Below are 14,119 nucleotides of genomic sequence, written 5' to 3'. Positions count from 1 at the left end.
AGCATTAATCTTTTAAATATAATGGAATGAAAAGTTTAAAAATATTTTTTTTATTGTCAATGATACCTTTGTTTGCTTTAGGACAAAAAAAGCAGAATCTATCTGTTATTGCTTATTATATGGGTGATGACAAACAGATTGATGAATTCGATCCTTTCAAATTGACGCATATTATTTTTAGTTTTTGTCATCTGAAAGAAGGGAAATTAAGTGTAGATACTCCAAAGGATTCTTTAGCAATTAAAAGATTAGTTTCTTTAAAACATAAAAATCCTGATCTTAAAATTATGCTGTCTCTAGGAGGCTGGGGCGGTTGTGAACCTTGTTCGGAAGTTTTTTCAATTGCTGAAAAAAGAGCAGCTTTTGCTAAATCGGTAAAAGAAGTTAATAATTATTTTAAGACTGACGGCTTAGATTTAGACTGGGAATATCCTGCAATCGAAGGTTATCCTCAGCATTTATATCAAAAAGGCGATAAAGAAAATTTTACTGCTCTAGTTGTATTGCTTCGTAAGGAATTAGGAACAAAAATTGAACTAAGTTTTGCAGCAGGAGGTTTTCAAAAATATTTGGATGAGTCTGTAGAATGGGAAAAAGTAATGCCATTGGTAAATCGTGTCAATATAATGAGCTACGATTTGGTTAATGGATATTCTAAAGTTACAGGTCATCATACTCCTTTATTCAGTACTAATACTACTGAGGAATCAACAGATCGAGCAGTAGACTATTTATTAAAGTTGGGAATTCCAGCCAATAAATTAGTAATTGGAGCAGCCTTTTATACCCGAGTTTGGAAAGAGGTTTCTAATGTAAATAATGGATTGTATCAATCGGGCATTGCTTCAAACGGAATTAATTTTAAAGATTATGAAACAACTTTTACAAAAGAAAAAGGATGGAATTATTTTTGGGATGAAAAAGCTAAAGCTCCCTATTGGTATAATGAAAAAGAAAAATTATTTGCAACTGGAGATGATATTGCTTCTGTAAAAGAAAAAACAAACTACGTCATAGAAAAGAAATTGGGCGGGATAATGTTTTGGGAACTTACGTTGGATAAAAAACAAAATGGAATGGTTGATGCTATTGATAACTTGAAAAAATCCAGATAAAAGTAAAGACAAAATTTGCGATTTAGGATTTGTAATTCGTCACGGCATTCACATTTAAAAAAGATAAACACGAATTTCACCAATTAACACTAATTCTTATCAAAAATGAAATCAAATTTTACAACTTTTACAGTTTCGAATATTTTGTGTAATTAGACAGCAATCTTAATTCGTGCAAATTAGTGTCAGAAACTTTTAAAAGCGAATGCCGTGGTAATTCGTATATCTCATATCGTAATTCGTAATTTTTTCATACTTTTGCGCAAAATTTTAATAAAGAGACATTCATGTTAACAGTCAATAATTTATCAGTTCAGTTTGGTAAAAGAATTTTGTTTGACGAAGTAAATACAACCTTCACACACGGAAATATTTATGGAGTTATTGGAGCCAATGGTGCTGGAAAATCAACTTTTCTTAAAATAATATCAGGTGATATTGATCCAACTTCGGGACATATTCATCTGGAACCAGGAAAACGTATGTCGGTTTTGAACCAGAACCATAATATGTTTGATGAACATACAGTGCTGGAAACCGTAATGATGGGTAATAAAGTTTTGTATGCTGTTAAGACAGAAATGGATGCCCTTTATCTTGATTATAATGATGCAAATGCGGATAGAATAGGGGAGCTTCAGGTACAGTTTGAAGAAATGAATGGCTGGAATGCCGATTCTGATGCAGCAGCAATGCTGTCAAACTTAGGAATTACTGAGGAAAATCATTATACATTAATGAGCGATATGGAAGGAAAAATGAAAGTGAGAGTGCTTTTGGCACAGGCGCTTTTCGGAAATCCTGATTTATTGATTATGGATGAGCCAACCAACGACCTGGATTTTGAAACCATTGCCTGGTTAGAAAATTTCCTGGCAAACTATGAGAATACGGTAATTGTCGTTTCTCACGACAGACACTTCCTGGACTCAGTCTGTACTCATATTTCAGATATTGATTTTGGGAAAATAAACCACTATTCAGGAAACTATACTTTTTGGTATGAATCCAGTCAATTAGCGGCAAAACAGCGTGCGCAGCAAAACAAGAAAGCAGAAGAAAAGAAAGCGGAACTGGAAGAATTTATTCGTCGTTTTTCTGCGAATGTGGCAAAATCAAAACAAGCTACTTCTCGTAAAAAAATGATTTCGAAACTGAATATATCAGAGATCAGACCGTCAAGCCGCCGTTATCCTGCAATCATTTTTGATCAGGATCGTGAAGCTGGAGATCAAATTTTGAATGTACAAAACTTAAGTGCTTCTATTGATGGAGAGACTTTGTTTAAAGGCGTGGATTTAAATATGGCCAAAGGCGATAAAATTGTGCTTTTTTCAAAAGATTCACGTGCTACAACAGCATTTTATGAAATATTAAATGGTAACCAGCAGCCGGATTCTGGAGAATTTGACTGGGGAGTTACTACAAATCAAGCGTATCTGCCGGCAGAAAACCATTCTTTTTTTGAAAATGACTATACATTGGTAGACTGGTTGCGCCAATGGGCAAAAACAGAGGAAGAGCGTGATGAAGTTTACATTAGAGGTTTCCTTGGTAAAATGATTTTCTCTGGTGAAGAAGCTTTAAAAACGAGCCGTGTATTATCTGGAGGGGAAAAAGTACGCTGTATGCTTTCACGAATGATGATGGAAAGAGCTAACATCCTGATGCTGGACGAACCAACAAACCACTTGGATCTGGAATCAATTACGGCGTTCAACAACTCATTGAAAAACTATAAAGGTTCGGTTATTTTTACAACACATGATCACGAATTTGCTCAAACTGTTGGTAACCGTGTGGTTGAATTGACTCCAAACGGTGTTATCGACCGTTATATGACTTTTGATGAATACCTTGATGATGATAAAATTCAGGAACAAAGAAAGAAAATGTATAATATTTAAACACTATAGATAAGCCCGTTACTTTAAAAATAACGGGCTTTTTTGTGTCTTATTTTCTGCCGAGAAATTTATACCATTTATGAATATATAATGGTCTAATTTGTTTGAAAAAAATAACTAAATCCACAAAGACTCATAATGAACTCTCTAGTAATTAAAGTCTCTAGTAATTAAAGTCTCTACAATTTTGTCTATCTCTATTTTGAGTTCTTCGATTGTTTTAAAGATTAGATTTGTTGTTTTTCTTTTCATGTTTAGCCAAACTAATTCAGCAGGATTTAGTTCTGGAGAATAAGGGGGAAGAAAAAGCAATGCTATATTATCGGGTATTGCCAAAGATTTACCTTTATGAAAAGCCCCATTGTCTAAAACAACGACTTTAAATTCTTGGGGATTCTTTTTTGACAATTCATTTAAAAATATCTGAAAATTATCACCATTACAATAAGGCAATTCCATCACTAAGCTATCGCCATTATAGGGCGAAAAAGCTCCAAAAATATAAGTTGATTTAAATACGTTTTGATAAGTACAAATTGGCTTAACTCCTTTTGCTGTTAGCGATTTTCCGTTTCTAGTGAATAAGCCGAACCGGCTTTCATCTTGGACATAAAGATTAAAAGATGAAAAATTAAATGAAGCATTTTTTAAAACTGTTTCAAGAATTAAAGGGAAGTTTTTTTAAAACTATCCGAAGCGTCTTGATTTTTATTGACATGACTTTTTCGAGCCACTTTTATTTTAGCTCCAAAGTGTCTTTTTACATAACTATTTAGGGTCTGATAATTAATACCTTCCGACATATAATTATCAGTTATCCATTGAATTAAATCAGTATATGAGGTAAAAGCATCTTTAGGCGAATGCAGTCGTTTTTCTATTGCCTGATGCAAATCAGCACTGATTAGTGAAGGTTTAAAACCAATTCTACCATCACGCAACAAACCTTCAATTCCGTTTTTGGAATAAGCAGTTCTCCATTTTTGAGCAGTGTTATGGTTAATTTTTAACGCTTTAGAGAGAGCTTCTTTGCTTAATAATATCTCACTCTTTTTTAAAACCAGTAACATCTGTATTCGGTTTTTTAAATGGACAGGTTGTTTTCTCATTAATGACTTGAGTTCCTGCTCGCTTTCTTTTACTAGTATAAATTTTGCTAATGCCATAAGCAAATATATAATTATATTTATAAATTAGTCTAATTTTTAATAAAAAAACAATCTGAATAAATCAGGCTGTTATATAATTATAATTGGTATTACTGATGAAATAAATTATTATTGCAGTAATAATGATAATAATAAATATGCCGAATCCCATTCCCGCCTTAAAAATACCCGGTATAGCTTCACAGCTTGTAAATGAAAATAGCACTAAAGCAAGTACCAAAATTCTGTTGATTATATTTTTATTTTAATTGATGATTTTATAAAGTTTATGTTTTTAAAAACATCCATTGTGATATGGATTTGTGTTTGAAAATATTTTTAGTTTTTGATAGAAAATTAAGATATTTTTGAAAAAAAAATAATTTTCTATTATAACTATGTCAGACAGTACTTTGAATTTTAAAGCTCCACGGATTGAAGTTGTGGACGTATTGAGAGGTTTTGCAATTATGTCCATAATGTTGTTGCATAATATCGAGCATTTTGATTACTATAATTTTCCGGAAGCTTTGCCTGAGTGGATGAAGGTTTTGGATAAAATAATCTGGGAAACCTTATTTTTTCTTTTTGGCGGAAAATCGTATGCAATTTTTGCTTTGCTTTTCGGTTTTAGCTTTTATATTCAAAATGACAACCAAGAAAAACAAGGAAAAGATTTCAGAGGCAGATTCCTATGGCGTTTACTGCTTTTGTTAGGATTCGGATTCATAAATACTATTTTTTATGAAGGCGATATTCTGATGATTTATGCGGTAATGGGAATTGTCCTGATTCCTGTCTGCAGATGGAACGATAAGGCAGTTTTTATTGCAGCTGCTGTTCTGATGTTACAGCCTTTGGAGTGGATGCGGTATTTTTATCTGTTGGTGCATCCGGAATATGCTCCGGGTTCAAGCTGGTCTGATGGTCTTTATGACAATATGGGCAATTATATGAAAAGCAGTTCATTTTTGGATTATGCAATTGGAAATGTTACTATTGGGAGATTTGCATCTATCTTTTGGTCTTGGGAAAATGGGCGCTTTTTTCAAGCTCCTGCTTTATTTTTGTTTGGACTGTTAATGGGGCGCAAAAAGCTTTTTATTGCATCAGCTGAGAGTAATTTATTTTGGAAAAAAGCTATGCAGTATGCTTTTCTGCTGTTTGTTCCTTTGTTTACCCTGAAAAATTTTTCATCACAGATTATTGAGCGAAAAGAAGTTCGAAAAAGCCTTTACATCATTATTTCTTCTTGGTCAAATGTCGCTTTTATGATCTTTATGGTCTCAATTATAGTGCTGCTGTATCAAAAAGAGTCAGTTCGTAATCTGCTTGCCAAATTGATTCCTTTTGGAAAAATGAGTATGACCAATTATATCATGCAGTCTGTTGCCGGTTCTTTTATTTATTATCGTTATGGCTTGGGAATGGTTGAATATACTGGGGCGACATACAGTTTGCTGATTGGAATCACATTGTTTATTTTACAGCTGTCATTCTGTACCTGGTGGCTAAAAACGCATAGGCAGGGACCATTGGAATATCTTTGGCATAAAGCAACTTGGATTTAGTTTTTTTTTAAATTGATAGACGTAAAAAGGTTGCCAGATGTTTCAGCTTTTTTTGATCCTCATTCTTAAACTAGTGGCTAATAGCTAGGAATTAAATAATTACCTTTTTAGAAATAATTAATATATTTTCTGGTCGGGCAATGAATAAATCCTAATGCGGAATTTGTATATTTGCTTGACCAAACCAGCGGCTGTTTTAAAATCGGATGACGCATTTAAAAACAGACTTTTATGTTGTTTTAATCCAATAAAAATTAATAATTGCACAGATATGAATCAAAAAGTGTTACTCAATTCAAAAGAAGTCAATATTATTTTGAATCGTTTGGCTTGCCAGTTAATTGAAAAACATCTTGATTTTTCCAATACTGTTTTGATAGGAATCCAGCCCAGAGGGACATTTTTGGCTAAGAGGTTAAAAGAATTATTGGAAAAGGAGTATCATTTGTCTAATATTGCTTTGGGATATTTGGATATTACTTTTTTTAGAGATGATTTCCGAAAAACCAATAAGCCTTTGGAAGCCAATAAAACTCAGATTGATTTTTTGGTTGAGGACAAAAAAGTAATCTTCATTGATGATGTATTGTACACAGGGCGCAGCATTCGTGCAGCTTTGACCGCCATTCAGTCTTTTGGAAGACCAGCCGGAATTGAGCTGTTAACATTAATTGACCGCCGTTTCAGCAGGGATCTGCCTATTCAGCCGGATTATCGCGGGCGTCAGGTGGATGCAATTAACGGCGAAAAGGTAAAAGTCTGCTGGGTAGAACAGGATAAGGAAGATGGTGTTTATCTGGTTACTAATTAAGATAAAAATGATTATGGTTAATTATTCATAGTTTGTTGTTCTCACGCAGACGAACAATAAACAGCAAACCATAAACCACAAACAAAAAAATATAAAAAAACAATGAGCGAATTAAGTGTAAATCATTTATTGGGGATAAAATACATAAACGAAAATGATATTAATCTGATTTTTGAGACTGCCGACCATTTTAAAGAAGTTATCAATAGACCAATAAAGAAAGTGCCTTCGCTGCGGGATATTACTATTGCTAATATTTTCTTTGAAAACAGCACACGGACAAAATTATCTTTCGAATTAGCTCAAAAACGGTTATCTGCTGATGTTATCAGTTTTTCGGCTGCTCAGTCATCGGTTAAAAAAGGAGAGACTCTAATTGATACAGTTAATAATATACTTTCAATGAAAGTGGATATGGTAGTAATGCGGCATTCAAATCCAGGAGCCGCTTATTTTTTATCCAAAAATGTAAAAGCAAGTATTGTAAATGCGGGTGACGGTGCACACGAACACCCTACACAAGCCTTGTTAGACAGTTATTCTATCAGAGAAAAATTAGGTGATGTTGCCGGCAAAAAAGTGGTTATCGTTGGCGATATTCTGCACTCCAGAGTAGCACTTTCCAATATATATGCTCTGCAGAAGCAGGGTGCCGAAGTCAAAGTCTGCGGTCCAAAAACGCTTATTCCAAGGTATATCGAATCACTTGGAGTAACAGTTGAGCCAAATTTACATAAAGCACTTGAATGGTGCGATGTAGCAAACATGCTTAGGGTGCAGAATGAACGTATGGATGTTAATTTTTTTCCTTCGACGAGGGAGTATGCACAGCAGTATGGGGTGGATAAAGCATTATTGGATTCCCTTAGTAAAGAAATTGTAATCATGCATCCGGGGCCTATAAACCGCGGGGTTGAAATTACAAGTGATGTAGCCGATTCCCAGCAATCCGTAATTTTGAATCAGGTAGAAAACGGTGTGGCTATCAGAATGGCAGTTATTTATCTTTTAGCATCAAAAATTCAATAGAGAACATGAAAGTTACCGAAAAAGGACATACAATTATAATTAAAGATACGGAAGGAAATATTGCTGAATTTCTGGAGAAAGTGGACAGCCAATACAACAGTTTCAAAGACTCTAATCTCATTTTAGATATTTCGAATGACAAATCGGTGGATGTGAAATCAATCAAAATTTTTTCTGATTTGATTAAGAAACATAAAAAAGGAAAAAAATCTCTGGTTTTTGTAATTACCGATATCGATTACAACAAAGTTCCAGCTTCTATTACAGTTGTGCCAACCCAATTGGAAGCTCACGATTTAATTCAAATGGATGAAATTGAAAGGGACTTAGGTTTCTGAAAAAAATGTTTAAACGTTTAAGAGTGTTGATGATTGAACGTTATCAATTTTGCGTTAAACAATTTTAAATCAATATAAACATCTTAAACAACTTTATTTAATTAAACATAAATTGAAACTCACTATTCTTGGCTGTTATGCCGCTACACCGCGTACTTTGACCAATCCTACTTCCCAGGTTTTGGAAATCAAAAGCAGACTTTTTTTAATTGACTGCGGTGAAGGAACTCAGGTACAGCTGCGTAAAAACAAATTAAAGTTTTCAAAAATTAATCATGTGTTTATTTCTCATCTGCACGGGGATCATTTTTTTGGTCTGGTTGGTTTGATATCAACTTTTGCACTTTTGGGAAGAACAAATGATCTGCATATTTACGGACCAAAAGGAGTAAAAGAAATCATTGATTTACAATTAAGATTGTCTAATTCATGGACTAATTATCAGTTGTTTTTTCATGAACTGGAATCGAAGGAAAGTGAAATTATTTTTGAAGATGAAAAAGTAATTATCAAAACAATTCCGTTAAAACATCGCGTTTATACTAATGGATTTTTATTTCAGGAAAAAATAGGGGAGCGCAAACTTGATCTTCATGCCGTTCAGGATTTTGAAATTGACACCTGTTATTACCAGAATATAAAAAATGGAAAAGACATCACTCTTGATGACGGACGGGTTATTGCCAACAGCAAATTAACTTTTGATCCAGATCCCGCTTTGAGTTATGCTTTTTGTTCGGATACCAAATACAATGAAGACATAATTCCAATAATTGAAAATGTTTCTGTGCTGTATCATGAATCTACATTTTTAGATTCAGAAGAAAGTCTGGCTTCCAAAACAATGCATTCGACAGCAAAAGAAGCCGCCAGAATTGCTTTGAAAGCCAATGCAGGGCAATTGATTTTAGGACATTATTCTACCCGATATGACAGCATTGAGCTATTTAAAGATGAAGCAGAAACTATTTTTAAAGAAGTTTTATTAGCCGAAGACGGCAAAAGTTTTGAATTTTAAATGGATAGTTAGATTTCTAGATTTTAAGACTGTTAGATGCTGAACGTGTTAAAGAACGGTTTTTTGTAAATCTAATATTTTAAAAGTCTAATAATCTAAAACTCCAATAATCTAATAATCTAAAAAATGAGCGATTTAAGTAATTATAGAAAATCTTACGGGAAAAGCGAATTATTAGAATCTTCAATTCCAGAAGATCCGATAAATCTTTTTAACAGATGGTTTCATGAGGTCGAAGATTTTGAAGGAAGCGGTGAAGTTAATGCAATGACTGTTTCCACTATTGGATTGGATGGATTTCCTAAATCACGTGTCGTTTTATTGAAAAAATTCAACGAAGAAGGATTTACTTTTTACACTAATTATAATTCTGAAAAGGGCAGGGCTATAGCTAATAATCCAAATGTATGTCTTTCTTTTTTTTGGGAAGGTATGGAACGTCAGGTAATTATTAAAGGAATCGCTCAAAAAACTTCCGAAAATAACTCGGATGGTTATTTTGAATCTCGGCCAGAAGGCAGTAAGCTGGGAGCTATAGTTTCAAATCAAAGTGAAGTAATTCCTTCCAGAACCTATCTTGAAGAAAATTTAAAGCAATTAGAAAAAGATTTTGAAGGAAAAGAAATCCTGCGTCCTAAACATTGGGGTGGATTTTTAGTCACACCATTTGAGGTTGAATTTTGGCAGGGAAGGCCAAATCGTCTGCATGACCGTATTCGATATAAATTGGTGGAAGATTATTCTTGGAAAATTTCCCGCTTAGCTCCATAAATATAAGAAAAATATATCGTAATTGTTTATTTTACTGCATTTTATCGGTTTTATTTTGTAATTCAAAGAATTGTTAGTTTATTTGTTTTAGAGATTTATAAAGTTTTAACATTAAAGGAGTTTCCCCAATCTACTTTAAAATATGCTAACCGATATTATGAAATTGAAGTATTTACGTTTTTCTTTTTTTGCTGTAGTTTTGTGTTTTTTGGTTTCCTGTGCTGCTGAAGAGCTTCCTGAGGAAAGTGCTTCTGATGCCCCTGCTGTTGTTTTGACTTATGATTACTCTTCTATAGAATTAGAGACGATGAATTTGATAAATGATTATAGAGTAAGCAAAGGTTTGAAAGCTTTAGAAAAAATTAATCATGTTTCATATAAATCAGAAGAGCATGATGAATATATGATTGCGAACAATGTTGTAAATCATGATGATTTTGATGCCCGTTCAAATAATATTATGAAACTTTTAGGAGCTAAAAAAGTAAGTGAAAATATAGCATATAATTATAACAGCGCAAAAGGTGCTTTTGATGCTTGGTTAAAAAGCGAAAGCCATAAAGAAAATATTGAAGGTGATTTTACTCATTTTGGCATTTCGATAAGAGAAAATCCTGTTAATGGTAAAAAGTATTACACTAATATATTTGTAAAAATCTAGTAGAATAATTTATAATAAAAATTTTTTTAAAAAAAACTACCCTTTGCGGGGTAGTTTTTCCGTTTTTAGGATTAGGAAATTTTAGAGGGCTGTTATTATGAATTCACTGCGTCTGTTTTGCTGGTGTTCTTCTTCTGTACATTTTACGCCGTCAGTACAGTGATTAACTAATTGAGATTCTCCATATCCTCTAGAGCTTAATCTGCTTGGACTGATTCCGTTTTTAATTAACCATTCTCTGGTTGATTTAGCTCTTCTCTCAGAAAGTCCTTGATTGTATTTAGAAGATGCCCGGCTGTCGGTATGGGAACGGATATCTATCATCATGTTTGGATACTGCCCCATTACATCTAATATTTTAGCTAAATCCAATGTGGCTTCAGATCTGATATCTGATTTATCCAAATCAAAGTAAATCCATTTGATTCCAAAACATTTGCCTAAATCATCGCCAACTGCGACTTTGCATAACGCTTTTTCAAAGGCCAGATCCAGATGGGCTTTACAGTCATCTTCTTTTATAGAAACGGTTTTTTCGGTAGTGGCAAAATCTTCTTTTTCGGCTCTTACGCTATAAGTACCGGTGTTTTCCACATCAAATGAATATTGTCCGTTCTGATCGGATTCTGTTGTGCTTACAGCTTTGTGCAGGTCATTATAAAGAGTGATTTTTGCATTAGGAATCATTTGAGAATTAGCAGATTCACTAATGGTTCCATTTAATTCTGGTTTACATTTTCTTTTAAGTCTTTTGGTTTCCAAAAACTGGTAAATATCATCATAGCCTTTTCCGCCCGGTCTGTTTGATGATAAAAATCCAATACGGCTTTTTGTATTTATCAGATAGGCAAAATCATCTTGAGGAGAGTTTGCATCGGAACCGACATTCATTACCTCATCGTATGTGCCATCCGGGTTTATTGTTGCTACAAATATATCTAGACCGCCGAGCCCGGGATGTGTGTCTGAAGCAAAATAAATTTCATTTTCATCCGATACAAAAGGAAAAGTTTCTTTGCCGGGAGTATTGATTACATTTCCCAGATTTACTGGTTTTCCATAAGTTCCGTCATCGTTTATGCTTACTTTATAAATATCGGATTCACCAAATCCTCCAGGCATATCCGAAACAAAATACAATGTTTTTTCATCAGGACTTAGTGAAGGATGAGCCGTACTGTAATTATTGCTGTCAAAAGGCATTTCTGCTACATTTGTCCAGTCATTTTTTTCAAAACTTGCTTTATATATTTTAACTAAAGTAATTTTGCTTTCATCTTTTCCTTTTTTTCCATCCAAATAATTATTTCGGGTAAAATACATTGTTTTGCCGTCTTTGGTAAAAACGGCACTGGCTTCATGAAATTTTGACCGTACTCCTTTGGAAAACTTTTCTGCTTTTTGAGGTATCAATGAATCATTGGATAAGTTTGACTGATATAAATTTGTAAAATACTGATCAGTCCACGTATGTTTTCTTTGACCTAAGCTTCCAGTATCCCGTGATGAAGTAAAGACTAATTTACTGTCATTGTAAAAGGAGCTTCCATAATCAGAATATTTAGTATTGATTCCGGCATCTTTCATTTTGTATCTGCCGGAATTTGCTTTTATCTTGTCCATGTAATTTACTTCCTTGCTGTAATATTCCCCTTTGCCTTGGTTTCCGGTTTTTTGATTGTAAACTGCCATCATTTCTTTTGCCTTATCCTCCTGTCCAATAGATTTTAGGCAGAAAGCATATCGGTAATAATATTCTGGATCAGCATCTGTTTTTAAGGCAAATAATTTTTCGTACCATACGGCAGCTTTGTCCAGTTCGGAATTAAAAAAATAAGCATTGCCTATTTTTTGGTACATATCTGGAGATTCATACCCTTTTTTAGCAACTCTTTCATACGTTTTTATGGCATCGATATAAGCATAGCTGTCGTATTTTTTATCTGCACTCGCTATTTTTCCTTTTTGAGCATATATAGATACTGCAAAAAGATTGAGTATAGTCAGGTAAAGTATTGCAATGTTTTTCATAATCGTTATTTTTAGAAATCTATAAATTGGATTTTGTCAGTATTACTGTCTTGACGTAATACTAGATAACTGATTGAATTTTTTTAAAAATTCTTCGGACTTTTGAATGTTTCCTGTTGCTTTTAAAACAATAGAATAGCGGTAATAAAAGTCTGGTTCCAAATTATCAGTGATGCTGAATAATTTGCTGTAGCATTTTTCAGCTTTTACAAATTCGTCATCAAAGAAATATGCATTGCCTAGTTTTTTCAGCATTTCTACAGATTCATATCCTTTATCAGATACTCTTTCGTAGGTTTTTATTATATTGATATAAGCAACGGAACTTTCCTTTTTTGGAGCATCTGATATTGTAAATGAGGCTGATTTTTTCATATTCATTGACGTGTCGGCTTTGAGCACCGGCTCATCATACTGGATCTGTTCTTCATTTTCATAAATAACAGTTATGACTCTTGTGCCGTTAGGACCTAAATCATACGTATTTATCATATCTGGACTGGTTACATCATATTCACTTTTATAACCGCCAAATTTCAAAGAAACGGTTTCTACCACGTGATAACACTTTATCTTTCTTACAGTGGCATTAGCCTTAATGCCTGCTGCTGAAAAGGCTGTTTTTGACAGCTTTGCTTTTTTCTCATTTAATACTATCTGGCTTTGCACCGGCCAGTAATTAAATGATGATAAACTTACAACCACCATATAAAGGAGCATCTGACTTTTCATGATATCTGTTTTTATATTTTTATATCTAATCCATTTCATTCTGCTAAACTTTTTGTTTTAGAAGAATCTAGGAGTTACCATTTTGCTGTTTTTTTGGAATATTTCATAACGCAGGTATATCTCATGAGATCCAGAGTTATAATTATCCAGTGCGGTAGTCTCAAAATCATAGGAATAACCCATGTAGAAAGCATCTGAAATCTGAAAGCCAGCCATTGCGCTCACCGCAGCACTCCATCTGTAGGACATTCCTAGTGTTAATTTATCAATGAACATAAAATTGGCAGAAACATCGACCTGCAGGGGAGAGCCTTCAACCAGTTTGGTCATAAAAGCAGGTTTGAATTTAGCTGTAGGAGACAGATCAAAAACATATCCTCCGATTAAGTAGTAATTTATTTTTTCTTTATAAACAGCTACTTCATTATCATTATAAGCATTTGTTTCAAGTAGACTTGGCATCGAAAATCCAATGTAAGCTTTGTCTGAATGAAGATAAATACCAGCACCAATGTTAGGTGAAAAATCATTTTTAAAGTTTTGAAAAGAAGGATCTGTCTGATCGCCGGGATTCAGTTTATTTATATCTATGCTGAAAAGATTTGCGGTTGCTTTAATTCCAAATGAAAGATTAAACGATTCAGACAAAGGAATAGTATATGAAATGTCTGCTGAAATTGAATTGGAAGTTGAAGGGCCTATTTCATCATTTACAATTGAAAATCCTGCTCCTAGTTTAGTATTATTGAAAGGAGTATTTACAGATATTGTATTTGTAACCGGTGCACCATCAAGACCAACCCATTGTGTACGATGCAGCGCAAAAAAGCTTAATGCTCCTCTAGAGCCTGCATATGCTGGATTTACATTTATTGTGTTATACATATATTGAGTGTATTGAGCATCTTGCTGCGCAAAACCTGCAATGGCTGTAAACACCATAACGATTGAGAATAGTTTTGTTTTCATAATTCGTTTTTTGTTGGT

14 protein-coding genes are annotated in these 14,119 nt (G+C 33.6%); 9 read left to right on the top strand and 5 right to left on the bottom strand.

The window, feature by feature from the left end; all coding sequences use genetic code 11:
* Positions 1 to 26: 26 nt before the first annotated feature.
* On the top strand, positions 27 to 1,115 hold the full coding sequence (locus OZP07_RS12040; RefSeq protein ID WP_281635263.1) for a glycoside hydrolase family 18 protein: 1,089 nt from the start codon (positions 27 to 29) through the stop codon (positions 1,113 to 1,115).
* A gap of 287 nt (positions 1,116 to 1,402) precedes the next feature.
* Positions 1,403 to 3,022, top strand: coding sequence for an ABC-F family ATP-binding cassette domain-containing protein (locus tag OZP07_RS12035; protein ID WP_281635262.1), 1,620 nt, complete (start codon positions 1,403 to 1,405; stop codon positions 3,020 to 3,022).
* 147 nt (positions 3,023 to 3,169) lie between these two features.
* Here the strand turns inward: OZP07_RS12035 and OZP07_RS12030 are convergent, their stop codons facing one another.
* Both OZP07_RS12030 and OZP07_RS12025 read right to left on the bottom strand, forming a co-directional pair.
* Positions 3,170 to 3,688: an IS630 family transposase gene (locus tag OZP07_RS12030; RefSeq protein ID WP_281638474.1), complete on the bottom strand. Its 519-nt coding sequence runs from the start codon at positions 3,686 to 3,688 to the stop codon at positions 3,170 to 3,172.
* On the bottom strand, positions 3,688 to 4,188 hold the full coding sequence (locus tag OZP07_RS12025) for a helix-turn-helix domain-containing protein (protein WP_281635261.1): 501 nt from the start codon (positions 4,186 to 4,188) through the stop codon (positions 3,688 to 3,690). The genes OZP07_RS12030 and OZP07_RS12025 overlap by 1 nt, the downstream gene beginning before the upstream one ends.
* 380 nt (positions 4,189 to 4,568) lie before the next feature.
* On the opposite strand from OZP07_RS12025, the gene OZP07_RS12020 reads away from it, so the two are divergent.
* From OZP07_RS12020 to OZP07_RS11990, 7 genes are all read left to right on the top strand, one after another.
* Positions 4,569 to 5,741: a DUF418 domain-containing protein gene (locus tag OZP07_RS12020; protein WP_281635260.1), complete on the top strand. Its 1,173-nt coding sequence runs from the start codon at positions 4,569 to 4,571 to the stop codon at positions 5,739 to 5,741.
* 271 nt (positions 5,742 to 6,012) lie between these two features.
* A complete protein-coding gene (gene pyrR / locus OZP07_RS12015) occupies positions 6,013 to 6,552 on the top strand; it encodes a bifunctional pyr operon transcriptional regulator/uracil phosphoribosyltransferase PyrR (protein WP_194640546.1) in 540 nt (179 codons plus the stop codon).
* A gap of 102 nt (positions 6,553 to 6,654) precedes the next feature.
* Complete coding sequence (locus OZP07_RS12010; RefSeq protein ID WP_281635259.1) at positions 6,655 to 7,581, top strand: aspartate carbamoyltransferase catalytic subunit; 927 nt, start codon at positions 6,655 to 6,657, stop codon at positions 7,579 to 7,581.
* Positions 7,582 to 7,586: 5 nt separating this feature from the next.
* Positions 7,587 to 7,919 carry a ribonuclease Z gene (locus tag OZP07_RS12005; protein WP_194640548.1) on the top strand — a complete coding sequence of 111 codons (333 nt, stop codon included), beginning with the start codon at positions 7,587 to 7,589 and terminating at the stop codon, positions 7,917 to 7,919.
* Between the two features lie 112 nt (positions 7,920 to 8,031).
* Positions 8,032 to 8,937 (top strand): ribonuclease Z, encoded by a 906-nt coding sequence (locus OZP07_RS12000; RefSeq protein ID WP_281635258.1) that lies wholly within the window; start codon positions 8,032 to 8,034, stop codon positions 8,935 to 8,937.
* Positions 8,938 to 9,063: 126 nt separating this feature from the next.
* Entirely contained in the window at positions 9,064 to 9,708 is a 645-nt protein-coding gene (gene pdxH, locus OZP07_RS11995; protein ID WP_281635257.1) for a pyridoxamine 5'-phosphate oxidase, read from the top strand.
* A 142-nt stretch (positions 9,709 to 9,850) separates the two neighbouring features.
* Positions 9,851 to 10,369: a CAP domain-containing protein gene (locus OZP07_RS11990; protein WP_228520813.1), complete on the top strand. Its 519-nt coding sequence runs from the start codon at positions 9,851 to 9,853 to the stop codon at positions 10,367 to 10,369.
* A gap of 81 nt (positions 10,370 to 10,450) precedes the next feature.
* Here OZP07_RS11990 and OZP07_RS11985 read toward each other — a convergent pair whose 3' ends face one another.
* The 3 genes from OZP07_RS11985 to OZP07_RS11975 are packed head-to-tail and all read right to left on the bottom strand — an operon-like array spanning position 10,451 to position 14,101.
* Entirely contained in the window at positions 10,451 to 12,400 is a 1,950-nt protein-coding gene (locus OZP07_RS11985; RefSeq protein WP_281635256.1) for an OmpA family protein, read from the bottom strand.
* Between the two features lie 42 nt (positions 12,401 to 12,442).
* Positions 12,443 to 13,171: a tetratricopeptide repeat protein gene (locus tag OZP07_RS11980; RefSeq protein WP_281635255.1), complete on the bottom strand. Its 729-nt coding sequence runs from the start codon at positions 13,169 to 13,171 to the stop codon at positions 12,443 to 12,445.
* Between the two features lie 18 nt (positions 13,172 to 13,189).
* The gene (locus OZP07_RS11975; protein ID WP_194640553.1) at positions 13,190 to 14,101 is read right to left on the bottom strand and encodes a PorP/SprF family type IX secretion system membrane protein; all 912 of its coding nucleotides are present in this window, start codon (positions 14,099 to 14,101) and stop codon (positions 13,190 to 13,192) included.
* Positions 14,102 to 14,119 lie beyond the last annotated feature (18 nt).

This window comes from Flavobacterium marginilacus (genome assembly GCF_026870155.1).
Lineage (GTDB): Bacteria > Bacteroidota > Bacteroidia > Flavobacteriales > Flavobacteriaceae > Flavobacterium > Flavobacterium marginilacus.
This window is presented reverse-complemented; position numbering and strand designations above follow the sequence as displayed.

What these genes read in the sequence shown, in the direction of transcription:
- OZP07_RS12035 (WP_281635262.1), top strand. Translation starts at nt 1,403, where the DNA reads ATGTTAACAGTCAATAATTTATCAGTTCAGTTTGGTAAAAGAATTTTG.
- OZP07_RS11980 (WP_281635255.1), bottom strand. Translation starts at nt 13,171, where the DNA reads ATGAAATGGATTAGATATAAAAATATAAAAACAGATATCATGAAAAGT.
- OZP07_RS11975 (WP_194640553.1), bottom strand. Translation starts at nt 14,101, where the DNA reads ATGAAAACAAAACTATTCTCAATCGTTATGGTGTTTACAGCCATTGCA.
- OZP07_RS12020 (WP_281635260.1), top strand. Translation starts at nt 4,569, where the DNA reads ATGTCAGACAGTACTTTGAATTTTAAAGCTCCACGGATTGAAGTTGTG.
- OZP07_RS12040 (WP_281635263.1), top strand. Translation starts at nt 27, where the DNA reads ATGAAAAGTTTAAAAATATTTTTTTTATTGTCAATGATACCTTTGTTT.
- OZP07_RS11985 (WP_281635256.1), bottom strand. Translation starts at nt 12,400, where the DNA reads ATGAAAAACATTGCAATACTTTACCTGACTATACTCAATCTTTTTGCA.
- OZP07_RS12010 (WP_281635259.1), top strand. Translation starts at nt 6,655, where the DNA reads ATGAGCGAATTAAGTGTAAATCATTTATTGGGGATAAAATACATAAAC.
- OZP07_RS12025 (WP_281635261.1), bottom strand. Translation starts at nt 4,188, where the DNA reads ATGGCATTAGCAAAATTTATACTAGTAAAAGAAAGCGAGCAGGAACTC.
- pdxH (WP_281635257.1), top strand. Translation starts at nt 9,064, where the DNA reads ATGAGCGATTTAAGTAATTATAGAAAATCTTACGGGAAAAGCGAATTA.
- OZP07_RS12005 (WP_194640548.1), top strand. Translation starts at nt 7,587, where the DNA reads ATGAAAGTTACCGAAAAAGGACATACAATTATAATTAAAGATACGGAA.
- OZP07_RS11990 (WP_228520813.1), top strand. Translation starts at nt 9,851, where the DNA reads ATGCTAACCGATATTATGAAATTGAAGTATTTACGTTTTTCTTTTTTT.
- pyrR (WP_194640546.1), top strand. Translation starts at nt 6,013, where the DNA reads ATGAATCAAAAAGTGTTACTCAATTCAAAAGAAGTCAATATTATTTTG.